The sequence below is a fragment of the Amycolatopsis sp. NPDC039088 genome (genome assembly GCF_055598845.1).
In genome coordinates this window covers 257295-280496 of the sequence record NZ_JBVKAE010000007.1, presented here as the reverse complement: position 1 = coordinate 280496, position 23202 = coordinate 257295, and the positions used below count along the sequence as shown (strand labels likewise).

Below are 23202 nucleotides of genomic sequence, written 5' to 3'. Positions count from 1 at the left end.
AAGTTCCGTAACCCGGCTGTGCGTCCGGCACCGAGGCGCAGGGCTCTCGCCCTCGCATTTCTCGTGCCTTTGGTATCGCTCACGGCGGTGCCCGCCGCCGAGGCCGCGACCGATCGCACGATCAAGGTGGTCACCTACAACGTGGGGGACGCGGGCGGCCTCAAAGCCGACCTCGTCCGTCTCATCGAGACCGAACGCCCCGCGGTCATCGGGCTGCAGGAGGTCGCCGACCGCGAGGAGGTGGTGCGGGACGCGGCGGCCGCGACCGGCTACGTCGCCATCTACGAAACAGATCGTCAAGCGGTGAAGCACAACGCGATCCTCGTGCGCGGCAACCTGACCATCTCCGGCCACGGTGCCGCCGAAATCTCACCGGCGTCCAAAGTGGACCCGGCCACCCCGGGAACCGGCTCCGCGGAACCCGGCGACTGCGGCTGCTGGGTGCCGCCGAAGTACGTCAACTGGGTCCGCGTGGGAGGTTCCGAGTTCCAGTGGGTCGTCGGCGTCGCGCATCTCACGCCGTCCGCGCAGCGGTACGAGCTCAACCGCGAACTGCACAACCTCCAGGTGCGCAACACCGCCGACTGGTTCTCCACACGGGTGGCCGAGCCGATCGTGTTGGGTGACTTCAACGCCGAGCCGGGATCGGACCTGATGGCCGGACTTCGGCGCGTGGCCAAGGCGTACAGCGCCCCGAGTCACGGGACCCAGTCCATCGACCATGTGTGGGCGAAGAGGGATTCGACGGGCTCCGAGGTCGATGCCCTGACCGGCTACGGCAGCGACCACCGTCCGGTCCGCGCCCGGGTGACGGTGACCCGATGAGGCGACTCTCGTTCCGGCGCTCGATGGTCGTCGCCGCGGTCGTCGCCGCGTGCGGTGCCGGTCTCCTGACCGCGATACCGAGCGCGACGGCGGTCGAAGCCGAGACCGGACCGCGGGACGAGTCCCTGGACTTCCGGTTTCCGGCGGCGGATCTGATGCGGGTGCCGGACACGAACACCTACCTCGCCGTCGGTGCCAGCGTTCCCGGCAAGAAGCTGCCGTTCACGAAGGTCGAGTTCGCCGACGGCGGCTTCCAGCGCCGCGGCGCGATCGACGGTGACGCGTGGGACGGCGTCACGTTCCCCGCAGGCTACTGGGCACGACCGGACTCTCCACTGTGGACACCGTCGATGTTCGCGCACCACGAGGACGGACGCGTCGTCTATTACGTTTTCTACAGCGCGGCATTACCCGGACCCGAACCGGACGGCCAGGCGAAGCACTGCATCGGCTACGCCACTTCGTTGCGTGCCACCGGAGGGTTCGTCGCCAACGCCGATCCGCTGTTCTGCCCCGGACACGGGTGGGCGATCGACGCCGACGTGAGCCGGGGGCAGGGCGAGGTCTGGCTGACCCTGCGCAATGGCGCGTGGACCCAGGACCGGATCACCGCGCTGGGCGCGGCCAAACTGGACTTCGACCGGTCCCGGCACGTGCGGCGGTTGTCGGAGGACGATGCGAAGAAGCTCATCGACAACGCGAATCTCGAGTGGACACACCACAACAGTCCCGCCGACGACGTGCTCACGATCGAGAATCCCAACGCCGTCCGTATCGACGGCGAGTGGTTTCTCTTCTACTCGGGGAACAACTGGTACGCGAACCGCTACTCCACGGGCGTCGCTTACTGCGGGACGGCGTTGACCGACAACCGGTGCTCGCCGATGTACGAGCAGCGGGCGTACTTCTCCTACGAGCCCGACCCGGCGGGTGAACCGCGGTTCCGGCCGGGGCTGCCGGGCAAGTACCGCAAGAAGAACCTGCCGGGCAACAAACGGGGTCCGGGGGCGTTCACCGCGTTCCAAGCGCCCGACGGTTCCTGGTGGGCGTCCTGGAACTACATCACCGACGCCAGCCCTCTCCCCCAGGAGGACCCGTCGCCGGAACGACGAAGCCGGATCGCGCGGCTGACCAAAACAGGCAACGGAGCCACCGCCGACTTCACGGTGACCTGGTAGCCGCGAGTTCCGCGAGGGCTCGTGAGTGGCAATGATCGTAGAGCCGTCATCACCACTCGCGAGCCCATCCGGAGTCAGGACGTCACACGCGTCAGCCAGGAGCGCAACTCCGTCGCCATGACGACCGGGGCGTCGAGGTGGATCAGGTGCCCTGCCCGCTCGACAGGGGTGAGCGAAGCACCGCGAATGCCCGCGGCGAGCCGCTCGCCGGTGGCCGCCGGAATCCAGGTGTCTTCGGTGCCCCACAAGACCTTCACCGGGATGTCGATGCGGTCCAGCAGTGCCTCGTTCTCCTCGAGGTACCGCTCGTCGTACGCGGCGATCTGGCGGTAGAACGCCGGTTGCCCCTCCTCGCCGAGCCACGGGGCGACGAGCCGGGCGAGGTCGTCGTCGCGCAATCCGCGGTGGGACGCATTGCCGATGTAGGCCTTGACCAGAGCCTCGTGGATGTACGGCGGGACCTGGGCGAGGACGTCCGGATGCTGTTTGACCAAGCGGAAGAACGGTGAGCCCGAGGGCGGGATCGCCACGACGTCGGCCATCAGCAGCGACGCGTATGCCACCTCGTGCACCAGATGGGTGCGCAACGAGACCGCGCCGCCGTAGTCGTGCGTGACGACGTGCGGCCGGTCCAGTCCCCAGTGCGCGAGCAGCGCCGTGAACGCTTCCGCCTGGACGCCGAAGTCGACCGAATGCCCGGCGTCCTTCGACGACTGGCCGTAGCCCGGCATATCCCACAGGTACACGGTGAAGTCGCCGCTCAACGCTTCCGCGAACGGCCGCCACAGCCACGACGACCACGGCGTTCCGTGGCAGAACACCACCGCGGGCCCGGAGCCCTTCTTGTCCCAGGCGATGCGCCGCCCTTCCCAGCTGAACGTCTCACGAAGATCCATATCCCTCATCGTAGGCGGCCCGTTCGTCGGCGAATCCCGAATCGGACGGCCCACCGAGCAGGAGCGCTCGGCTGGCCTCCCCGGGGTGAGGGCGGCACACTTCGCAGGGGGCCGCTCCTCGCGGCCATGGCCGGAAGGGTGCACCGATGAAACGCTCTTGGTGGGTGGCCTCGGTGGCCGGTGTGCTGGTGGTCGCCGTCGCGGTAGTTCTCGTCATCAGGGAAACCGCAAAGGACACGGGTACCGCACCTGTCCCCGGAACGAGTGAATCCGCCGCGCCGGAGCACCGCTCGGTGCTCGCGGTCAAAATCGACAACGTGCTCGCGGCGCGCCCGCAGACCGGGTTGGCCGAAGCGGACCTGGTCTACGTCGAACCGGTCGAGGGCGGCCTGACGCGGCTGCTGGCGCTGTATTGGCACCGGCCGCCGTCGGTCATCGGGCCGGTCCGGAGTGCACGGGCGACCGACCTCGGACTGCTGACGCAGTTCGGCAAGACCACCCTTGCCTATTCCGGCGCGGCTCCGGAACTGCTGCCCTCCTTGCATACGTCGTCGCTGGTGAACGCCTCGCCGTCGGAGGTCGCGAACGCCTACTCCCGCGACGAAGCCCGCCCCAACCCGCACAATCTGTTTCTCCACCCGGAAAAGCTGCCCGGCGGCGGTCCCGCGACCGCGGGGCAGCTGCCGGAATTCGGCCCGGCGCCAGGTCCGGGTGAGCCCGCCTCGACGGCATCGATCCGGTTTCCCTCCGCGGCGTTCGAGTTCACCTGGGCACCCGAACGAAACAGGTGGCTGATCGTCCTCGACGGCAAACCGCTGACCTCTGGCGACACCGGACGAGTCGAGGCCGCGACCGTCGTGGAACAGCATGTCCCGGTTCGGATCGGTGAACGCGGTGAGAGCGGAACCGTGCCGAACTCACCGATCGCGCAAACGACCGGAATCGGTCAGGCCACGGTATGGCGGGAGGGGCAGCGGTTCCCCGCGACCTGGGAGCGGCCCGATCAGCAGTCGCCTACGCGGTTCCGCACGGCGGCCGGGCAGCCGCTTCCGCTCGCCGATGGTCCTTTGTGGATACTGCTCGTCCCGGCCGGGTGAAAACCGACCTAGTGAGACCCGGCCGATGAGCCGGTCGGGCCCGTCCGGTATCCAGGATCCATGCGCATCTTGTCCGAGTCGCGGCTGTCCGCCGTACTGTCCGCCGCCGTCACCTGTCCCAGGGTCGTGGTCAGCGGCAATTTCGCCACCCCGTATCGCGCGCTGGAGCTGCTGGACAAGGCCGTGGCCGAGTACCGGCTGTTCGCGCTCAACGGCCAGCCCGGTCTCCCCGACCGTGCCGAGGTGACGCTGGAGACGCCTTTCGTCGGGCCAGGGATGCGCGGGAAGCCGATGCTGCGGTACTTCCCCTCCCGCCTGTCACTGGTGCCTCGGCTGCTCCAGCAGGCCCTGCCGCCCGACATCGTGGTGATCCACACGTCCACGCCGGTGGACGGATGCGTGTCGCTGGGCACGGAGGTGAACATCCTGCCGTCGGCGATCGAGGCGGTACGTGCCCGCGGCGGTCTCGTGATCGCGCAGCTCAACCCGCGGATGCCCTACACCTACGGCGACGGTGTGCTCGCCTGCGACGAGGTGGACTACGCGATCGAGGTCGACGAGGCGCTGCCCTCGCCCGTGCCGCGCCCGATCAGCGACGTCTCGCACGCGATCGGCGAACGTGTCGCCGAGCTCGTCCCGGCCGACGCGACCCTGCAACTCGGCATCGGCGCCGTCCCGGACGCGGTGCTCGCGGCGCTGACGGCGCGCCGGGGACTCGCCGTGTGGTCGGAGATGTTCAGCGACGGCGTGCTGGGGCTGGAACGAGCGGGCGCGCTCGACCCGGACGCGCCGGTGACCGCGTCGTTCGTCTTCGGTGGCGCGGAACTCTACGACTGGGTGGACCGCAATCCCCGCGTCCGGCTCCTGCGCACCGAGAAAACCAACGACCCCGGCCTGATCGCCCGGCAGCCACGGCTGGTCTCGATCAACGGCGCCCTGCAGATCGACCTGTACGCGCAGGCGAACGCCAGCCGGGTGCACGACGTCATCTACTCCGGATTCGGCGGGCAGACCGACTTCGTGGTCGGAGCACTGCACTCCCCCGGCGGCCGGGCGATCATCGCCCTCCCTTCCTGGCACCCCAAGGCCGACGTGTCCACCGTGGTACCTCGGCTGGCGGGCCCCGTCACCTCGTTCCAGCACAGCTACTTCGTCAGTGAACAGGGCACCGCCGCCATCTGGGGCCACGACGCCGGTGAACAGGCCGACCAGATCATCGACCACGTCGCCCATCCCCGGGCGCGCGACGAACTCCGGGAGGCAGGCCGCCGCCTCGGTTTCCCGCTACGGGACGGGAGCTGAGACCTGGTAGTGGCCGATGAGACCGTCTTTCACGAGCACGCTGAGGTACACGCTCAGCGTCGGCCGGTCCACGAAGGAGAAATCGACGCTGAGGTAGCCGAGCACCAGTCCTTCGGCGAGCTTGCGCGTTTCGAGGATCTCGTACTCCGCTTTCAGCCCTAGCGGCTGCGAGGCGTAATACGCGGCCACCGCCTCGCGACCGACGCCATAGGGCCGCAGCCCTTGGAACAGGGCGTCCGCGGTGAAGTTCTCGGCGACGCGCTCGGGTTCGTGCGCGTCCACCGCGTCCTTCCAGCGGTCCAGCACCTCGCGCAGGGTCTTTTCGTCGTCCATGCCAATGCCCCGCGCTCTGCCCGCCGTCGAGGTGCAGGATCTCGCCGGTGACGAAACCGGCCTGCTCCAGGAAGGTGACCGCGTCGACGACCTCGTCGATCTCGCCGAGACGCCCGACCGGGTGCAGCGCGGCGAGGAAGTCGTGCGCAGGCCGCCCTTGGTCAGTGCCGCGAGTGCGGCCGGCACCTGGGAAAGCGCGTGGTCGACCAGGCTGGTGGACACGCTGACGACGTGGCCACCGTCGCCTTGGGCGAGCAGGGCCGCCACCGCGCTGCGGGTGATGTCGAAGAAGCCACGCAGATACACGAAGGGCAACTTCGCCGAGTCGTGGAGGGGAATGGCGGTTAGAGCCCGTCATCACCACTCACGAGCACCGCGCCGCAGCACGTCACGCAGTGCGCCCAAGGCTGTCTCGGGTTGGTCCCAGAACACCATGTGCCCGGCTTTCGGCACCTCGACGAACTCGGCGAGTGGGTTGGCCTCGGCCGCCTCGGCCGCGCCGGAGGCGGTGACGACCGGGCTGTCGCCGCCGCGGACGAAGACCGACGGCGCGGGCACCTGGTGCCAGTCGGTGAAGAAGTCCTCTGCTTCGAAACCGGCGTGGGTGGCGGCGATCGCGGTGCGGGAGCAAGAAGACAGCCAGCGAGCGCGCAACTCCTGTTCCCGGCGCGGCCATCGCGGCCAGGAGCGCGCCACCTCGTCGGCGTCGGTGCCCCGGCGAGCCTGGTCGAGCTGCCCGAGGAACGCTTCGAGGGTGGTCGGGTACGGACCCCGTCCGGGACCGCTCAGCGGAGGGTCGACGAGAACCGTGCCACGCAGCGGACAGCGGCCGCGCGCCGCGACCCGGGCGGCGATCCGCGCGCCCATGGAGTGGCCGAGCAGGATCGGGCGGTGCAGGCCGAGTCCGGACACGACCGCTTCGACGTCCTCGGCGTAGCTCGCCAAGTCGTAGCCCGGCGCGTCGTCGGACAGCCCGCGGCCGCGGACGTCGAGCACGAGCGGGCGCACGAGGTCGGTGAGTTCCCGCGCCACGAAGTCCATCGTCACGGCGGGGCTGGTGATCCCGGGCAGCACGAGCAGCGGGATCCCGTCGGCGGGACCGTAGTCCAGCACGTGCAGCCGGACCTCGCCCGAGCGCGCCCAGCGGCTGGTCGCGGGGACGGTACCGAGATCGGCCAGCGCGGGCTGCCCGAGGGTGCGGAGAGCCGGGGATTCGGCGGGACCGCTCAGGTACGCGAGGGCGTCCTCGATGGAGACGACGTCGGCGTACTTGGCCTGCAGGTCGAACAGCGCGGCATCGTGCGGACCCCGCGCGCGGTCACCGCAGGCTTCGCGGACGACGAGTGTGGTGAAACCGGACTGGACGGCGTCGACGGCGGTCGCCCGGACGCAGCCCGAAGTCGTTGCGCCGCAAACGAGAACGGTGTCCGCTCCTAGGCCGGTCAGTAGGGCGGCCAGCGCGGTTCCGTGAAACGCCGACGCGCCTTTCTTCAGGATGAGATGGTCACCGTCACGGCGGTCCAGCCGGGGATCGAGTGCGACGGCGTCGCTTCCCTCGCACAGGGCCCGCATTCCCGGTGCTTTCCGGAGCCATGCGACGGCGTCCCCGTCCGACTCGGCGGGCGTGTAGCTGATCGCCGTGTAGATCACCGGGACATCGCGGCGCCGGGCCTCGGCGACGAGGGTGGCCGTGGCGGTCACTTCGGCGGTGAGGTCCGCACCGGAAGGAAAGCCGGGTTCGGTGAATCCCCGGGTCAGGTCGACGACCACCAGTGCGGGACGGGATCCGCGAGGCACGGAAGCGCCGAAGCCCGCCCGGTCGTAGACGCTGTCGGTCCCGGCGCCGTGCAGACCGGGGGTGCGCTGCTCATCGACGGGCACGGTGCAGCTCCTTGATCAGTTTGTCCTGGGTACGGATCCGGCCCAGCAGCCAGCCTTGGAACAAGCCGAGTGCCGCGGCCGCCGCGATCGGGGCGTAGCGCTTGACGCCGGGCGGAAGCAGCATGGCCAGCCCGTCGAGCGCCTCGCCGCCCGCCGGATCCGACCTGACGGAGACGGGAAGGGCAGCCGGTCCGGGCTCCTCCGACGGTGCTTGCAGCCGCTCGGCGAGGTTGCGGGCGAACTGGTCGAGCAGCCGGGTGGAGACCGCGCCGATCGCGCCCTTGCCGAACTGGGCGAGCTTGCCGCGAATCGACAGGTCGGTGTGCAGCGCGATCGTGGCGCCGCCGGGGGCTTCGCGCACGGTCAGCGTCACGTCGGCTTCGGCGTCGCCGTTGCCGTGCGTGTCCGCTCCCCTGGCCAGCAACCGCAGCCTGCGTTCGCCGGTCGCGACTTCGGTGAACCGCACCGTGCCGGAGTAGGCGGCGGTGATCGGGCCGACCTTCACCTTCACGCGGCCGAGGTAGGCGTCGTCCTGCTGTCCGTCGAGGGTCGCGCCCGGCAGGCAGGCGGCCACCCGCTCGACGTCGTTGATCAAGGCGAAGACCGCGCCGGGGTCGGCCGGGACGGACAACTCGTTTTCCAGTATCACCGTGTCGTCTCCTTTTCCGGGACGGGACAGCCGCCTGCGCCGCATCGGCGGGCCGCGGTCGCCTCGACCGCGTCCACAATGGTCTGGTAACCGGTGCAGCGGCACAGGTTCGCCGAGATCGCCTCGCGGATCTCCTCGCGGTCGGCGTCCGGTCGCTGGGCCAGGAATCCCTCGGCCAGCATCAGGAATCCCGGCGTGCAGAAGCCGCATTGCAGGCCGTGATGGTCGCTGAAGGCCTGCTGCAGATCGGAAAGTTCGCCGTCGCGCCCCAGTGACTCGACCGTGCGGATCTCGGCCGTTTCCGCCTGCACGGCGAACATCAGGCAGGCGCGCACCGGTTCGCCGTCGACGAGGACCGTGCAGGCGCCGCACACCCCGTGCTCGCATCCGGTGTGAGTGCCGGTGAGTCCGAGGTCGTGCCGCAGGACGTCGAGCAAGGTCTTGCGCGGTTCGACGAGAGCCTCGTGCTCGCCGCCGTTGACGTTCAGGACGATCAGATGCCGATCACTCATGACGGGATGCTCACTTCCTCGAGGACCCTGGTGCTCGCGACGTCGAGCGCGGCGAGCACGGTCTGCGGATGTACCGGCGTCGTGTCGAGTTCGACGCCGGTGTGCCGCAGCGCGTCGTTGATCGCGTTCAGCACGGCGGCCGGTGCGCCGATGGTGCCGCCCTCCCCCGCGCCCTTCGCCCCGCTTTCGGTGAACGCACAAGGGGTTTCGAGGTGGGAGACGGTGATGTCGGGGATCTCGGTCGCGGTCGGGACGAGGTAGTCGACGAAACTGGCGGCCGACGGTTCGCCGTTCGCGGCATAGGTGATCTCCTCGAACAACGCACCGGCGATGCCCTGTGCGATGCCGCCGCGGCACTGTCCGTCGACCACCTGCGGATGGATCACCACCCCGCAGTCCTCCACGCACGCGTAGCGCAGGATCTTGATCCCGCCGGTGCCCGGGTCTGCCTCGACGACCACGGCGTGCGTGGCGTTGGAGAAGGTGCCGTCGCCGGGAACGTCGAAGCTCGCCGTGGCCGAAAGTGTCGGTTCGACGTCCTTGGGCAGCAGATGGCTGCGCAGGTAGGCCACGTCGGCGATCTCCTCGAACGATGCGCGACGGGCCGGGTCGTCGAGCTGGACCACGCCGCCGTCACCGTCGAGCCGGACGTTGTCCGATCCGGTCTCCAGCAGATGCGCGGTGATCCGGCACAACAGTTCACCGAGCTTGCCGGCGGCGAGGGACACCGCGGAACCACCGATCGTCACCGACCGCGAAGCGAAGGTCCCCCATCCGTAGGCGATGCGCTCGGTATCGCCTTGGCGCAGCTTGATCCTGTCGATGTGCAGCCCCAGCCGGTCGGCCACGATCTGCGCCAGCGTCGTCTCGTGCGACTGTCCGTGGTTCATCGTGCCGCTGGTGACCACGACGGCCCCGGTGGTGTCCATCCGGATCTCGGAGATGTCGAATCCGGGCACCACGGCCATTTTCCGCTTGGCGAAGGCACCGGACCCGTATCCGGTCCGTTCCGAGAAACAGCAGTAGCCGATGCCGACGTGCCTGCCTTCGGCCGCTGCCTCTTCCCGGATCTCGTACCAGCCTTCGTCGCGCAACGTCGCCTCGGCCAGATCCAGCGACTCCCGGTACGTGCCGGGGTCGTAGGTGACGGCGTTGACGCCGGTGTACGGGAACTGGGTGATCACGTTGCGGCGCCGGATCTCCACCGGATCGAGGCCGAGTTCCCTGGCCGCGCGCTCCATGACCCGTTCGATGGCCATCACGTACTGCGGACGGCTCACTCCACGGTAGGGCGCGGTCGGTGCCTTGTTGCTGGTGATGGCGCGACCCCGGACCCGGTACTCGGGCACCTGGTACACGCTCGGCATCTCGGCCGAGGCCATCAGCGGCTCGATCCCCGCCGTGAACGGGTAACAGGAGTAGGCGCCCATGTCGCAGACGACGTCGACGTCCAGCGCGGTGATCCGCCCGTCGGCATCGAACGCCGCCCGCGTCCGGTAGCGCTGCTCCCGCGCCAGGAACCCGGCGGTCAGCGCCTCACGTCGATCTTCGATCCACTTCACCGGGCGGTTCAGCCGCCGCACCGCCGCCGCGACCGCGATCTCCTCACGGCCGACCACGCATTTCTGGCCGAACCCGCCACCCATGTCCGGGACGGTGACCCGCACCGTCCGTTCGGGAACGCGCAGGGAGCGGGCCATGGCCGTACGCACCTGATGCGGCACCTGGGTGCACATCTGCACCAGCAACTGGTCGTCGTGCTCGTCCCAGGACGCGACCACTCCGCGCGTTTCCAGCGGGAGCGCGTTCTGCCGTCCGCTCTTGGTGACGACTTCGACCACGCAGCCGTCGTCCGCACGGGCCGCCTCGAACGCCGCGTCGACACCGGGGGTGTCGAACATCGAGACGTCGAGCAACACATTGCCCGGCGCCTCTTCGTGCACGAGCGGCGCCCCTTCGGCGAACGCCGTCTCCTCCGAGACGATCGCCCCGAGCGGTTCGTAGGAGACGACGGCGGCCTCGACGCCGTCCTCCGCGCTGTACGGGTCACGGGCGACGACCAGCGCGACCGGTTCGCCGGCGAACCGCACCTTCTCCCTGGCGAGGATCGGCATCGCCGTCGGCGAGAACTCCTCGGGCGGACGGTCGAGCAGGGCGACGATGTCGCCGAGATCCAGATCCGACGCCGTGTAGGCGGCGACGACCCCTTCGACCGCCAAGGTGGCCGACAGATCGATCCCGGTGATCCCGCCGTGCGCGACCGTCGACCGGACGAAGGCCGCGTGCAGCATCCCGGTCAGCTGGATGTCGTCGACGAACCGGCCTCGGCCGCGGAGCAGACGCGGATCTTCGCGCCGGGGCACCGAAGCCCCGACCCAGCGGCCGTTCCGCCCGTCGAACCGTGGAGTCATCGCGTCTCTCCTTCCCACCACGCCTGTTCCAAGGCCTTGGTGACGAGCGTCCGGGTCAGCCGTCGCCGGTAGTCAGCGCTCGCGGCGGCATCGTCGGGAGGGTCGATGGCCGCCGCCGCGGCCTCCCCGCACGCGGCGAACAGCTCGGCCCCGGGGACACCTCCGGCGAGCAGGGCCTCGGCCTCGGGCACCCGAACCGGTGCCGGATCCACCCCGCCGAGCACCACCCGGCCCCCGGTCAGCGGCTCCTGAGCGCCACCGGACGCGACGTCCAGGCTGACGGCGGCGTCCACGATCGCGAAGTCGCCGTGGCGGCGGGCGAACTCGGTCAGCGCGGCCCGGGGCGACGGACGGGTGAACCGCACGGCCGTCACGACCTCGTCCGGTTCGATCGCCGTGGTGTAGAAGCCGAGGAACATCTCCCCCGCGGGGATTTCCCGGCGTCCGCCAGGACCTTCGGCGACGATCACGGCGTCGAGCAGCAACGCGAGCAGACACCATTCCGCGGTGGCGTCGCCGTGCACGACGCTGCCCGCCACCGTGCCGCGGGAGCGGATCGGCAGGTGCCCCACCCACCGCATGGCGCGGGAGAGCACGGCGAAATCCGGCCCCAGTGCGGACGCGGAGGTCTCGACCGTCCGGTGGGTGACCAGCGCACCGATCGTGAGCCCCGAATCCGTGCGCCGGAAGGAGTTCAGCGCGGGATCCCGGCGCAGCGGTCCCAGATCCACCAGAGCGGTCGGCCGGGCGAGCCGGAAGTTCATCATCGGCATCAGGCTCTGCCCACCGGCGATCACCTTCGGATCCTCGCCAGCCGCGGCGAGGTTTTCGAGCAGGCCGATGGCGTCGGAGACGTCGTGCGCCCGGTGGTAGCGGAACGCGGCGGGCTTCACGCGGTCGTCCTGGCCGCCGTCTCGGCCGGGACCACGATCCGGTCGAGTTCGCGGCCACGGGTCTCCGGCGCGCCCACCATCATGAACACGACCGCGGCGACCACGAGGACCCCGAGCACGGTGAAGGTGAGCGGCAGCCCGAGCACCGGCCACAGAACACTGCCGAACAGCAACGGCGCGAAACCGGTGACGGCCCGGCTCGACGACGACGCCCAGCCGAAACCGGACGCGCGCAGCTCGGTCGGGTAGAGCTCGGAGACGTAGGCGTACATCACCGGGATCACCACCAGCGCGAACATGCCGAACGCGCCGATCGCCACGACCGCTCCGACGGGTGAGTCCAGCAGCAGGGAGAACACGACGAGCGACAGCGCCGCGAGCGGACCGGCGATCACGATGACCCGCTTGCGGCCGATCCTGTCGACCAGGAGCACGGCTACCGCGACCCCGACGATGCCGGTCGCGTTCATGAGCGCGGTCGAGGCGAACGCGGCGATCTGACCGAATCCCTGCGCCCGCAGGATCGACGGCATCCAGCTGAGCGCGGCGTAGTAGACCAGCATGACGCTGATGAACAGCGCCCACGCCACCGCCGTGATCCGCGGGCTGAACGCCCACACCCGGCGCAACTGGTCGAACGCCGCCGCGATCGCGCCACCGCGGGTGTCCTCGACGACCGCGGGCGGAACCGAGTATTGCTCGGGCGCCGCCCCGGTGCGGCGGACGAGATCGTCGATGACAGCGCGGGCCTCCGCTTCACGGCCCTTGCGCACCAGGTACAACGGCGATTCCGGGACACCGCGCCGCACCCAGAACAGCAGCAGGGCAGGCAGGATCATCAGGACCAGCATCCATCGCCAGCTCCCGGAAACCGGGACCAGCAGGGTCGCGGTCACGGCGGCCAGCGTGGTGCCGACGGGCCACCAGCCGTCCATCGCCGAAAGCACCCGCCCGCGATGGCGGCGCGGCGAGAACTCGCTGACGATGGCGTAGTCCACGGGAATGCATCCCCCGAGCCCGATACCCGCGAGGAAGCGCAGCAGCAGGAACGTCTCCACATTCGGCGAGAGCGCACCGAGGACGGAGAACAACGCGAACAGCAACAGCGTGACGCTGAACGCCTTCTTCCGGCCGATGCGGTCGGCCACCGTGCCCCAGATGACGGCGCCGACGGCCATGCCGATCAGGTTCGCCGTCGCCACCAGGCCCTTCTGCCCCGACGACAGCGCGAACTCCGCCCCCACCAGCGGGGTGAGGAACCCGTTCAACGCGACGTCCCAGGCGTCGAACATGTATCCCAGTCCGCCGATGAGGAAGATCTTTCCCTGCACGCTCCAACGCCAGGGCAGATCCTGGACGATTTGATCTCCAGTGCGCATGAATCGCTCCGTCGCGCCGTCCAGTCCGCGCCTCAGCGGGCGAACTGGTAATGGATGGACTCGGTGTCGGGGTCGGTGAGCGGGCTGCCGTTCCACAGCCAGTCGTAGGACACATCGGATTCGCCGTCGAACCGGCGCAGCTTTTCGTCGCGTTCGCGCTGCTCGGGACCGTCCGGCAGATGGTAGAAGCTCATGTTCTGCAGCGACGCGTCCTGAACCATGCCCGCGTGCTTGGCGCGCCGGTCCACGTAGCGGACCAGGGCGCCGTCGATCCCGTCGCGAGTGACACGCCCGAGTTCCTCGGCGAGCACCGCGGCGTCTTCCATCGCCTGTGAGGCGCCTTGGGCCTGGTAGGGCAACATCGCGTGGCACGCGTCGCCGAGCAGGGCGATCCGGCCGTCGACCCAGACCGGGTCGCGGCGACGGCGGTACATCGCCCACACCGAGACGTCCTCGTCCTTCGCCTTGGCCAGCATGGTGGGAACTCGATCGTCCCAGTCCCGGTACTCCGCGGCGAGTTCGGCGGCGGTGGCGGGCCCGCTCCAGTCCCTGGCGATCGTCTCGGTGCACGGCACGATCGCGACCACGTTGAGGTACTCCCCGCCGCGAATCATGTAGTGCACCAGGTGTTTGTCCGGGCCGTACCAGATCGTGGAGTGGTACCGGTCGGCAAGGAAACGCGTCGCCGGGTCCTGCGCGATCAGGTCTCCGGAGATGAGGGCTCGGTAGGCCATCTCACCGGAGAACGCCAGCGTGTCGTCGAATCCGGCGAGATCGCGCACCGCCGAACGGATCCCGTCCGCGCCGACCACCACGTCACCCGCGAACCGGCGGCCGTCGGCGGTGAGCACGGCGGGCCGCTCCGGCAGCGAACGGTCGAGCTCGACCACCTTCGCTCCGGTCGCCACCCGCACCACCGGACCGGCACCGTCGGGGTCGAGGCAGGCGTCCAGCAGGACCCCGTGCAGGTCGGCCCGGTGGTAGTGCCAGTAGGGCGCGCCGTACTGGTCGATCACCCGGCGGCCGAGGGACAGCTGGGCGATGATGCTCCCGTCGGCCCAGCGACGGCGGACCTGGTCCTGTGGCTCGGTCCGCACCCGCTCGAGCCGGGAGCGCAAGCCGAGCCCGATGAGGATCCGGCTGGCATTCGGGGCGGTTTGGATACCCGCGCCGATCTCGCCGAGTTCCGGTGCCGCCTCGACCACGGTGACCCGCAGTCCTCGCTGCCGGAACGACAGCGCCGCGCAGAGCCCGCCGAGACCGCCACCGACGACAACGACCTCAAACGACTGACTCGCGGCCATGCCCGCCTCCCGTCTTCGTCAGGTCCTCGGCACCACTGAGCAACCGTCCGGCACCCGGCACGCGGGGCTCGACGCCGAGTTCGGACAGAATCCGGAACGTCGTCGCGGTCGCCGCGGTCAGTACGGGGATGCCGACCTCGTCCTCGACCGGCTGGATCGCGGGCAGCGAAGGCATCTGCACACAGGCCGAGAGCACCAGCGCGTCCACATCGGACAGATCGAGCCTGCGGTAATGCTCCCGCAGATCGGCCGGATCCAGCCGGGCGACGGCGAGATTGTCCGGCACCTCAAGGGAAAGCGCGTCGGCCACCTCGACACCGGCGTCCTCGATGTAGTCCGCCACGGCCTGGGTCAGCGGCTTGAGGTAGGGGGTGATGATCGCGACCTTGCGAGCACCGAGCGCGCGGATCCCGGACAGCAACGCACCGGCGCTGGAGACGACGGGAGCGTCGCAGCCCTCGGCGCGCAGCACACTCGTGATGTCGTCCTCGGCGGTGCAGTGATAACCGGGCCCCTGAGCCATGATCGCCACCAGGCACGCGGTGGCGACCACGTCCGGCCGGGCGTCGGCGAGTTCGGCGGCCGCCCGGCCCGCCTGCGCGTTCATCGCCCGCAGCTGTTCGGGTTCGACGTGCCGCATCCGCGCCCGCGCGGAGTGGAAGACGAACCGGTCCCCCGGATCGGCCTCCTCCCTGGCCCGCAGCATCCGCGGCAGCTCGGTCTCAATCGTGAGATTCGAGCTGGGCACGATCATCCCGATGTGGTGGTCGCTCATCGGCGGCCGGCCGGACGCATCTCGGGCACGGTCAGTTCACCGTTGTCGACGATCAGTTCGTCGTCCAGGTAAAGAGAGTTGCCGCGCATCGGGATGTCGAAGTGGCAGGGCGTGTCGTTGGGGCCGCCCAGCTCGTTGTTCGGGCCGATGGAGAACATCACGTTGCCGTAGAAGCTCCGCAGTTCCATGCCCATCCCGCCGGGGAACTGGGTCAGGCCGTGCCAATGCGCACGCTCGTCGAGCCCCCAGCCCACGTGGCTCATCCCGTAGCCGCGGGGGTCGTCGAAGCTCTCGATGTACGACCGCAGCAGGTCGGCGTCCAGCCCGGACGACCCGGCGCCACCGCGGATGTCCCGGATGAACCCCGCTTCGATGGTGATCTCCACCGGCGTCTGTACATAGGTGTTGAAGGGCAGCAGGACATCTCCTGGCGAGAGCACGATCTTCCCGTCGACACCGTCGTCGGCACCACCGGTGAACACGAACGCCGCCGGCCAATGGTCCCAGCGGCCGGGGGTGTCGGTGTAGCCGTACTCCGACAGCGTCGGGTACACGCCGAGCCGATAGGTGACGTCGGTGCCCGCCGGACTGGTGATCCTCATCGTGCCTGCCTTGGCGAGCAGCTCGGCCCCGATCTCCACCCGCTCACGCAGTTCCTTGGCGGGCATGAGCCGGGCCAGCAGCTCGGGCGGTTCGACGGCGGTCAGGATCCGGGTGCCCGCGTCCTGGATGGCGAACTGCTCCTTGCTGAACAACAGGAACGTGCAGTCGACCACCATGTCCACACTCTTGAGCGCCTCGACCGCGAGGGGGATGTTCCCGAGCCCCGAGTCGCCGACCGCCCACGCCCCCGCGGCACTGGCGGGTGACGGCAGGCGCAGATGGAACGTCGCCGCCCCGAGCTGCTGGGCTGCCCACAGAAAAGCGTCGGCGTACTCCGCCCGCTCGTTGCCCCGGGTCAGCACCGCCACGGTCTCACCCTCGCGCACCCCCGAGAACGTCAGCTGGCGCAGGCAGATGTCGTTGAACAGGTTCTGGTCCATCGTTGACCACCTCCACAATCATCCGAACACGTATTATCCGGATACGCAATAGTCTGCGCGGGTTCTCGTCGGGACGCGGCCGCACTGCGCGATCGTCCGGACACGTAGGATCACGACGGGCCCGGACAGCGGGCCGAGCCGACAAGGGAGAACGACGATGGGTGAACCTGCCCGCACGAGCCGACGCAGGGACGACGGACCGACCGTCACTCCCGAGCCGCCGTCCGACCTGCTGGCCGCCCCCGGCTACGGTGCCCGCCGTCTGTACCAGGCCTATCTCGCCGCCTGGAACCGCCACGTTGACCCGGTACTGACCGGTCCGCAGTTCGCCGTCCTGTCGGCGGTCCGCGCCTATCCCGGCAGCGACCAAAGTTCACTGGCCGGAGCCGTCGCCCTCGACACCTCGACGATGGCCGACCTGTGCCGCAGGCTCGAACGACGGGGCCTCATCCGGCGCGTGGAATCGCCGCACGACGCGCGACGCAAACTGTTGTCACTCACCGACGAGGGCAAAACGGTGCTGACCCAGGTGAACCGGCGCGCCCGCAAACTCGACAAGGCCCTTCTCGAAGGCGACGGTGCCGCCGGGGAAATCGACATGGCGGCGCTGCTCAACACGCTCGGCGCGCATTGGGAGCGGATCGCGTCGGTCGACAAGCTGCGCTGAGCCCGGGTTCTTGCGAGAGGTGCAAGCGGTAGGACGGCTGGTCGGAAGGGAGGGGTCGTGAGTGGCGATTCGGGTTATTTGAGAGGTAACCCAAACGTGGCGTGCCCCGGCGTGGGTCCGGACCGGCTGACGGGAGCGGGGACGGCGACTGGTCTGTCCACAAAGGACTCTATTTGCACGGGTAAGTGTCCAACTTGGGCGGTATGCGTGGCTTCGCGAGCGGGTCGTGAGTGCGAAGTAGGGTTCTATTGAGGGGTAAGTCAAACGTGTCGTGTCGCGGGCTGTGGTCGCTGCTGCCTACGCGTTTCCCTGGTGGTGAAGGCTTCCTTGCCTACGCTGACGGTAGTGAAGGAGCCCTTCACTACCGTCAGGCGTGATCCCTGGTGACAGTGGGACGGCTGTGACATCAACGTCCCGTCTTGAAGTCCGTGAAGGCCTCCTTGAGGGACCCAGAGTCCCTCAAGGAGGCCTTCACGGACTTACCACCCACCACGCCACCTTTGCCTTACCCCTCAATAGAACACGAATCGCCACTCACGACCACCCAGCCCGCCCCTCACCCACAGCCTCAAGTCAGGAAGGTCCGACATCGACCCAACGCCCCGACACCGCATTTAGTCGACTAAATGCAAAACACGTCAAGAAGTCGAAGACACGCGAAGAAAGGCGTCGAGTTCCACCCGCCCCGGCGAAGTGGCAGGCCCCCGCCGCGTAACGGCGATCGCCGCAGCGGCATTCGCCCGGCGAGCGGCCTCGACCAGTTCGGTCCCGGCGATCAGTTCGGCGGCGAGCACGCCACAGTGCGCGTCCCCCGCGCCGTTGGTGTCCACGGCGTCCACGGCGAACCCCGGCACGGCGACGACCCGCTCGCCGGTGACCACCCGGCATCCGGCGGGCCCCTCACGGACGATGACCGTCTCCACGCGATCGCGTCCCACGTCGAGGATCTCCGCCTCCCTGGCGTTGCAGCTCAGAATGTCCACATACGACAGAACCGCCGAGAGCACCGGCGCCGGGATGTCCCCGGCGAGCGGGCCCGGATCGAACAGGACGGTCGCGTAGCTCGCCCGCGGCAGCCAGTGCGTCAGCGCTTCCGCATTCGTTTCGTGCAGCAGGCTGTATCCGGTGAGGTAGACGACGTCGTGGCCGGTCGGGACGATCTCGTCGAGCAGGCCGCGTGGCATCCGTCCCTCGGCGCCCGTGCCGGTGATGAAGGTGCGTTCGCCGTTGTCCTCCACCAAAGCGACGGAGATGCCGGTGTCGCCACCGTCCGACGGCCCGTGCGCGAGGACGATGCCCTCGGCGGCCATCGCCGACCGGGCGAGGTCGGCGAAGTTCCCGGTGCCGTGCATCCCCGCGTAGAGCACGTCGGCGCCCACCCGCGCGGCCGCGGCCATCACGTTGAACCCGCCGCCCGGCAGAAAGTCCATTGTGGACGCCATGACGTCGCCGCCTGCCACGGGCAGTTTCGGCACCCGCATCACCAGGTCCAGTACGACCTGTCCGGTGTGGATCAACCGCCCGCTCATCGTGCCGCCTCCGTCTCGCGAGCGCCGCCAAACAGCGCGTAGATCCCTGCCGCGGCGACGAACGTGATCACCCAGCCCAGGCCGTTCTCGCCCGCCCACGTGTCGGCGAACACCCCGCGGAACCAGACATCGTCGCCCGCGCCCGCGATGGTGAACAGGTAACCGGCGACGATCGCCACCACCCACGCGGCCATCGCGCGCGGCTCGAACCCGCCCCGGTACCAGCAGTCGCGCGCCTCGCCGAGAGCCGCGCCTTCGATCCCGGTGGAGACCGCCCCGTTGGTAGTACCCCAGCGCCCGGCCTCGTCGGCGGGCACCCCGGCTTGCAGTGCCTCGAGCGCCCGTTTCGTGGACGGCCCGAGCAGATCCGCCGAACCGCGGCGGATCATGTCGGCCTCCCAGGCGATGAGCGCCTTCGCGAAGACCTCCGGGTCCACCCTGCCGCCGCCATCGATGAGGAGTCGCGCCAGCAGCACGGCTTGTTCGGTGTCGTCGGTGATGGATCCGGCGGGCATGCCCGGGGCGATCGGCTGGTCGGCGACGGCGGGCAGGAGCGTGGTCACCCGGCCGTACCGGCGTGCGATCTCCTCGCGCGACATCGACTGCGTCGGCATGCCGAGCGCGTCGCCGAGGGCGAGACCGGTGAGCGCACCGAGCGCCCGGTCGTGTCGATCGCTCATCGGACAGCCGGCCCGGGGAAGGTCAGGTGGAACCGGAAGCGCGCCGGGTCCAGCAGGCTCACCACGTGTTCGACCAGTCCGCCGCTGGCGTCCACAGTGGACCGGGTAGCGTGCAGGAACAGCTCACCCGGTTCGCGCTCCAGCAGTGCGGCCGAGGCGGTGTCCAGCGTTTCGGTGGAGATCCACTGCTCGCCGCCCGCGGCGCGCAGTCCGGCCGCGCGCAGCGTTTTGGTCAAGGAGCCTTCGCGCAACCCTTGATCGGGCAGGTCAGGCAAGGGAACGTAAGCGGTCTCAAGGGAAACGGGTCCGGTGCGCGGATCACGGCGCAGCCGCCGGACCCGGGTCGTCCGCGCGAGGCCGTAGCGCCGGGTCAGCTCGGCGTCGGACACTCGCTCGATGCCGAGCAGCTCGGTTTCGATCGCCACACCACCACGCTCGAACGCCTTGGCCCAGCCGGTGAGCTGGTCCAGCTCGACGTCGTCGAACGTGACGAAGGAGCCGACCCCGGTCTGGGTGGTGATCAAGCCGCGGTGCTGCAGATCCGCCAGCGCGCCACGGACGGTGCCGCGGCTGACCGAGTACCGGCGGGCGAGTTCGTTCTCCCCCGGCAACCGCTCGCCGTGGGGGAAGCGGCCGGAGGTGATCTGCCCGGCGAGCTCATCGGCCAGCCGGTTCCGCTTCCCGAAGCCGACGCCGACACCAACCTGTCCAGTCATGTACATACATGTACACCCCCTACCTGACGGCGTCCAGACCCGCTCTTGCTAACGCGGCACCGGCCCCCTACTGTGATCTGGGAGCGCTCCCAGGCAGTTGTCAACCGTCAAAGCAGACGGAGGAAACCCAGTCCGATGAGACCGCTTTCCCTTCCCCGCCGATCCCGACATGCCACCGCCGCCCTGGCCCTCGTCACCCTCGCCGCCACACTCACCACCGGCACCGCTCACGCCGCCGACTATCAACGGATCCTCAACGGCGGCTTCAGTTCCGGCACCGCCGACCCGTGGTGGGCGAGCGCCGGGGTGACCAACCGCGTCACGAACGGCGAGCTGTGCGCGTCGGTCACCGGCGGCACGACGAACCCATGGGACGCCTTGATCGGCCAGAACGGCGTGCCGTTCGAGGCCGGGCAGCAGTACACGATGTCCTTCGACGCCTACGCCACCACACCCCAGTCCATCGCGGCCAACGCGGGCGAAGGGGTCAGCCCGTACCGCGGGATCGCCCGCCACGAGGTCCAGCTGGGCACGAGCAAACAGACCTACACCTTCACGTTCACCTCGGAGCTGGCCTTCCCGGACTCAGGTGCCGGCCAGATCACCTTCCAGGTCGGCGGCAACACGGCGAACAACACCATCTGCGTCGACAACGTCTCCTTGGTCGGTGGTGTGATCCCGCCCGGTGGTCCACCCGCGCCGACGAAGAAGGTCCAGGTCGACCAGGTCGCGTACGTGCCTGGTCTGCCGAAGCACGCCACCCTCGTGTCCGACGCCACCACCGCACAGACCTGGGCGCTGAAGAACTCCGCGGGCACGACCGTCTCCACCGGCCGGACCACACCGAAGGGCACCGACGCGCTGTCCGGCGATCCGGTGCACCTGATCGACTTCTCGGCCTACGACACCGCAGGCACGGGGTACACGCTGACCGTCGGCTCGGAGACCAGTTTCCCGTTCGACATCTCCGCCGACCCGCTCAAGAAACTGCGCTACGACTCGCTGGCCTTCTTCCACCATCAGCGCAGCGGGATCGAGATCGATGCGCAGTACGTCGGCGCCGCGTACGCGCGGCCGGCCGGTCACCTGGACGTCACGCCCAACAAGGGCGACACCAACGTGCCCTGCCGGTCCGACCTGAACTGCGGGTACACCCTGGACGTGCGCGGCGGCTGGTACGACGCGGGCGATCACGGCAAGTACGTCGTCAACGGCGGCATCTCGGCGTGGCAGGTGCTCAACACCTACGAGCGCGCCAAGCTGATCGGCGACGCCGCCGCGCTCGGTGACGGCAAACTCGCCATCCCGGAGAAGGCCAACGGGGTGCCCGACGTCCTCGACGAGGCCCGCTGGGAAGTGGAGTTCCTGCTGCGGATGCAGGCGCCCGACGGCATGGTGCACCACAAGATCCACGACGCGAACTGGACCGCCCTGCCCACCCTTCCGCACCTGGACGCCCAGGCTCGCAGGCTGTCGGCCACCAGCACCGCGGCGTCGCTGAACATGGCCGCGGTGGCGGCGCAGGCGTCCCGCATCTGGAAGACCATCGATCCGGCCTTCTCGACCAAGACGCTCGCCGCGGCGAAGAAGGCGTACGCGGCGGCGAAAGCGAACCCGAACAAGATCGCCGACCCCGACGACAGCACCGGCGGCGGCTCGTACTCCGACAGCACCCTGACCGACGAGTTCTACTGGGCCGCCGCGGAAATGTACGCCACCACCGGCGAGACGTCCTATCGCGCGGACGTCACCGGATCGACCCTCTACAAGGGACAGTCGATCACCGACCGCGGCTACGACTGGGGTTCCACCGGCACGCTGGGCGACATCACCCTGGCGCTGGTGCCCACCGGTCTGCCATCGGCGGACGTCGCGGCGATCAAGGCGGCGTTCGTGGCCACCGCGGACAAACACCTCAACCAGATGGCGTCGCTCGGCTATCCCGCGCCGTACCGGGAACCCGACGGCACCTACGTCTGGGGTTCGAACGGCCTGGTCGCCAACAACGCCTCGGTGCTCGCGCTCGCCTACGACTTCACGGGTGCGGCCAAATACCGCGAAGGCGTGTTCGAGACACTGCACTACCTACTGGGCCGCAACCCGATGAGCTACTCCTACGTCAGCGGATACGGCGGGCAGCCGGTACGCAACGTCCACCACCGGCACTGGGCCAACCAGCTCGACCCGACCCTGCCCACCGCGCCACCCGGGGTGCTCTCCGGCGGTCCGAACAGCGGTCTCCAGGACCCCGTCGCGGAACGGCGGCTCCAGGGCTGCAAACCGCAGAAGTGCTTCGTGGACCACATCGAGGCGTACTCGCTCAACGAGGTCACCGTCAACTGGAACTCGGCGCTGGCGTGGATCGCCAACTGGGCGGCGGAGAAGTCGGGCTCTGCCGACGCCACCGCCCCGACCACGCCGGGCACCCCGGTCGCCTCCGAGGTGACCGCGACCGGAGTCAAGCTGGCCTGGACTCCTTCGAGCGACCCGGAAAGCGGCGTCAAGAACTACGACGTCGTCTCTACCGAAGGTGACACACAGCGGGTCGTCGCCACCGTCACCGGTACGTCCGCGACACTGACCGGGCTGCGGCCGAACACCGCGTACCGGCTCGCCGTGCAGGCCCGCAACGGGGCCGGGCTCAAGTCGGCGCTGTCCGGCGCGGTCGCGGTGACCACCAAACCGGACGGCCAATCGTCCTGCAAGATCACCTATCAAGCGAGCGGGTGGGCCACCGGGGTGTCCGGGAACGTCACCATCACCAACACAAGCGGTGCGGACTGGAGCACGTGGACGCTCGGGTTCACGTGGCCGGGCAACCAAAGGATCACTCAAGGGTGGTCGGCGACCTGGACCCAGACCGGTTCCGCGGTGACCGCGACGCCGTTGTCATGGAACAGCCGCGTACCGGCGGGCGGTTCGGTGCAGATCGGGTTCAACGCCTCATCGTCCCCGCCACACCCGGAACCGACCGGCTTCACGATCAACGGGCAGGCCTGTACGCGGGGCTGAACTCGTGAGTGGCGATTCGGGTTCTAACCCGAACCGCCACCCCCGACCCAACCCCACCAGGCCTCCACGGCCTCCCCCCCCCGGTCCCCGCCCGACGGAAGAAAACGCCGCGGAGGATGT

The 23202-nt window shown here is 69.3% G+C and carries 19 protein-coding genes and 1 pseudogene; 6 read left to right on the top strand and 14 right to left on the bottom strand.

Annotated features, from left to right (window positions below; all coding sequences use genetic code 11):
* The first annotated feature begins 63 nt into the window (after positions 1-63).
* Positions 64-825, top strand: a complete 762-nt coding sequence (locus ACZ7KI_RS12135) for an endonuclease/exonuclease/phosphatase family protein (RefSeq protein ID WP_470273169.1) — start codon at positions 64-66, stop codon at positions 823-825.
* Positions 822-2003 carry a family 43 glycosylhydrolase gene (locus tag ACZ7KI_RS12130; protein WP_470273168.1) on the top strand — a complete coding sequence of 394 codons (1182 nt, stop codon included), beginning with the start codon at positions 822-824 and terminating at the stop codon, positions 2001-2003. The genes ACZ7KI_RS12135 and ACZ7KI_RS12130 overlap by 4 nt, the downstream gene beginning before the upstream one ends.
* A gap of 74 nt (positions 2004-2077) precedes the next feature.
* On the opposite strand, the gene ACZ7KI_RS12125 is transcribed toward ACZ7KI_RS12130, so the two are convergent.
* On the bottom strand, positions 2078-2899 hold the full coding sequence (locus ACZ7KI_RS12125) for an alpha/beta fold hydrolase (protein ID WP_470273167.1): 822 nt from the start codon (positions 2897-2899) through the stop codon (positions 2078-2080).
* Positions 2900-3045: 146 nt separating this feature from the next.
* On the opposite strand from ACZ7KI_RS12125, the gene ACZ7KI_RS12120 reads away from it, so the two are divergent.
* Together ACZ7KI_RS12120 and ACZ7KI_RS12115 are read left to right on the top strand one after the other, a co-directional pair.
* Positions 3046-3996: a DUF3048 domain-containing protein gene (locus ACZ7KI_RS12120; RefSeq protein ID WP_470273166.1), complete on the top strand. Its 951-nt coding sequence runs from the start codon at positions 3046-3048 to the stop codon at positions 3994-3996.
* A gap of 60 nt (positions 3997-4056) precedes the next feature.
* Positions 4057-5298 carry an acetyl-CoA hydrolase/transferase family protein gene (locus tag ACZ7KI_RS12115; protein ID WP_470273165.1) on the top strand — a complete coding sequence of 414 codons (1242 nt, stop codon included), beginning with the start codon at positions 4057-4059 and terminating at the stop codon, positions 5296-5298.
* Here the strand turns inward: ACZ7KI_RS12115 and ACZ7KI_RS12110 are convergent.
* From ACZ7KI_RS12110 to ACZ7KI_RS12065, 10 genes are read right to left on the bottom strand one after another with little or no spacing between them, the layout of a single operon-like run.
* Complete coding sequence (locus tag ACZ7KI_RS12110; protein WP_470273164.1) at positions 5281-5937, bottom strand: YybH family protein; 657 nt, start codon at positions 5935-5937, stop codon at positions 5281-5283. The two genes, ACZ7KI_RS12115 and ACZ7KI_RS12110, sit on opposite strands and share 18 nt — an antisense overlap.
* 51 nt (positions 5938-5988) lie before the next feature.
* The gene (locus ACZ7KI_RS12105) at positions 5989-7512 is read right to left on the bottom strand and encodes an isochorismatase family protein (RefSeq protein ID WP_470273163.1); all 1524 of its coding nucleotides are present in this window, start codon (positions 7510-7512) and stop codon (positions 5989-5991) included.
* The gene (locus ACZ7KI_RS12100; protein WP_470273162.1) at positions 7499-8161 is read right to left on the bottom strand and encodes an SRPBCC family protein; all 663 of its coding nucleotides are present in this window, start codon (positions 8159-8161) and stop codon (positions 7499-7501) included. The genes ACZ7KI_RS12105 and ACZ7KI_RS12100 overlap by 14 nt, the downstream gene beginning before the upstream one ends.
* Positions 8158-8673 (bottom strand): (2Fe-2S)-binding protein, encoded by a 516-nt coding sequence (locus ACZ7KI_RS12095; protein ID WP_470273161.1) that lies wholly within the window; start codon positions 8671-8673, stop codon positions 8158-8160. Before ACZ7KI_RS12095 ends, ACZ7KI_RS12100 begins: the two co-directional genes overlap by 4 nt.
* Positions 8670-11084: a xanthine dehydrogenase family protein molybdopterin-binding subunit gene (locus tag ACZ7KI_RS12090; RefSeq protein WP_470273160.1), complete on the bottom strand. Its 2415-nt coding sequence runs from the start codon at positions 11082-11084 to the stop codon at positions 8670-8672. The genes ACZ7KI_RS12095 and ACZ7KI_RS12090 overlap by 4 nt, the downstream gene beginning before the upstream one ends.
* A complete protein-coding gene (locus ACZ7KI_RS12085; RefSeq protein ID WP_470273159.1) occupies positions 11081-11977 on the bottom strand; it encodes an FAD binding domain-containing protein in 897 nt (298 codons plus the stop codon). Before ACZ7KI_RS12085 ends, ACZ7KI_RS12090 begins: the two co-directional genes overlap by 4 nt.
* Positions 11974-13356: an MFS transporter gene (locus ACZ7KI_RS12080; RefSeq protein WP_470273158.1), complete on the bottom strand. Its 1383-nt coding sequence runs from the start codon at positions 13354-13356 to the stop codon at positions 11974-11976. Before ACZ7KI_RS12080 ends, ACZ7KI_RS12085 begins: the two co-directional genes overlap by 4 nt.
* A 32-nt stretch (positions 13357-13388) precedes the next feature.
* Entirely contained in the window at positions 13389-14660 is a 1272-nt protein-coding gene (locus ACZ7KI_RS12075) for an FAD-dependent monooxygenase (protein WP_470273157.1), read from the bottom strand.
* Complete coding sequence (locus tag ACZ7KI_RS12070) at positions 14638-15435, bottom strand: maleate cis-trans isomerase family protein (protein ID WP_470273156.1); 798 nt, start codon at positions 15433-15435, stop codon at positions 14638-14640. The genes ACZ7KI_RS12075 and ACZ7KI_RS12070 overlap by 23 nt, the downstream gene beginning before the upstream one ends.
* On the bottom strand, positions 15432-16478 hold the full coding sequence (locus tag ACZ7KI_RS12065; RefSeq protein ID WP_470273155.1) for a 2,5-dihydroxypyridine 5,6-dioxygenase NicX family protein: 1047 nt from the start codon (positions 16476-16478) through the stop codon (positions 15432-15434). Before ACZ7KI_RS12065 ends, ACZ7KI_RS12070 begins: the two co-directional genes overlap by 4 nt.
* 157 nt (positions 16479-16635) lie before the next feature.
* On the opposite strand from ACZ7KI_RS12065, the gene ACZ7KI_RS12060 reads away from it, so the two are divergent.
* Complete coding sequence (locus ACZ7KI_RS12060; RefSeq protein ID WP_470273154.1) at positions 16636-17145, top strand: MarR family winged helix-turn-helix transcriptional regulator; 510 nt, start codon at positions 16636-16638, stop codon at positions 17143-17145.
* 638 nt (positions 17146-17783) lie between these two features.
* Here ACZ7KI_RS12060 and ACZ7KI_RS12055 read toward each other — a convergent pair.
* The 3 genes and pseudogenes from ACZ7KI_RS12055 to ACZ7KI_RS12045 all read right to left on the bottom strand — a co-directional run bounded on the left by ACZ7KI_RS12055 (position 17784) and on the right by ACZ7KI_RS12045 (position 20070).
* Positions 17784-18674, bottom strand: coding sequence for a PfkB family carbohydrate kinase (locus tag ACZ7KI_RS12055; protein WP_470273152.1), 891 nt, complete (start codon positions 18672-18674; stop codon positions 17784-17786).
* Positions 18675-18946: 272 nt separating this feature from the next.
* Positions 18947-19354 (bottom strand): annotated as a pseudogene (locus tag ACZ7KI_RS12050) (ADP-ribosylglycohydrolase family protein); the annotation flags it as partial.
* On the bottom strand, positions 19351-20070 hold the full coding sequence (locus ACZ7KI_RS12045) for a GntR family transcriptional regulator (protein WP_470273151.1): 720 nt from the start codon (positions 20068-20070) through the stop codon (positions 19351-19353). The gene ACZ7KI_RS12045 and the pseudogene ACZ7KI_RS12050, both read right to left, overlap by 4 nt.
* Positions 20071-20205: 135 nt before the next feature.
* On the opposite strand from ACZ7KI_RS12045, the gene ACZ7KI_RS12040 reads away from it, so the two are divergent.
* Positions 20206-23082 carry a glycoside hydrolase family 9 protein gene (locus ACZ7KI_RS12040; RefSeq protein WP_470273150.1) on the top strand — a complete coding sequence of 959 codons (2877 nt, stop codon included), beginning with the start codon at positions 20206-20208 and terminating at the stop codon, positions 23080-23082.
* Positions 23083-23202: the final 120 nt, after the last annotated feature.

Coding starts and splice junctions, on each gene's coding strand:
- ACZ7KI_RS12130 (WP_470273168.1), top strand. CDS start 822: ATGAGGCGACTCTCGTTCCGGCGCTCGATGGTCGTCGCCGCGGTCGTC.
- ACZ7KI_RS12125 (WP_470273167.1), bottom strand. CDS start 2,899: ATGGATCTTCGTGAGACGTTCAGCTGGGAAGGGCGGCGCATCGCCTGG.
- ACZ7KI_RS12120 (WP_470273166.1), top strand. CDS start 3,046: ATGAAACGCTCTTGGTGGGTGGCCTCGGTGGCCGGTGTGCTGGTGGTC.
- ACZ7KI_RS12115 (WP_470273165.1), top strand. CDS start 4,057: ATGCGCATCTTGTCCGAGTCGCGGCTGTCCGCCGTACTGTCCGCCGCC.
- ACZ7KI_RS12095 (WP_470273161.1), bottom strand. CDS start 8,673: ATGAGTGATCGGCATCTGATCGTCCTGAACGTCAACGGCGGCGAGCAC.
- ACZ7KI_RS12090 (WP_470273160.1), bottom strand. CDS start 11,084: ATGACTCCACGGTTCGACGGGCGGAACGGCCGCTGGGTCGGGGCTTCG.
- ACZ7KI_RS12080 (WP_470273158.1), bottom strand. CDS start 13,356: ATGCGCACTGGAGATCAAATCGTCCAGGATCTGCCCTGGCGTTGGAGC.
- ACZ7KI_RS12075 (WP_470273157.1), bottom strand. CDS start 14,660: ATGGCCGCGAGTCAGTCGTTTGAGGTCGTTGTCGTCGGTGGCGGTCTC.
- ACZ7KI_RS12070 (WP_470273156.1), bottom strand. CDS start 15,435: ATGAGCGACCACCACATCGGGATGATCGTGCCCAGCTCGAATCTCACG.
- ACZ7KI_RS12065 (WP_470273155.1), bottom strand. CDS start 16,478: ATGGACCAGAACCTGTTCAACGACATCTGCCTGCGCCAGCTGACGTTC.
- ACZ7KI_RS12060 (WP_470273154.1), top strand. CDS start 16,636: ATGGGTGAACCTGCCCGCACGAGCCGACGCAGGGACGACGGACCGACC.
- ACZ7KI_RS12055 (WP_470273152.1), bottom strand. CDS start 18,674: ATGAGCGGGCGGTTGATCCACACCGGACAGGTCGTACTGGACCTGGTG.
- ACZ7KI_RS12045 (WP_470273151.1), bottom strand. CDS start 20,070: ATGACTGGACAGGTTGGTGTCGGCGTCGGCTTCGGGAAGCGGAACCGG.
- ACZ7KI_RS12040 (WP_470273150.1), top strand. CDS start 20,206: ATGAGACCGCTTTCCCTTCCCCGCCGATCCCGACATGCCACCGCCGCC.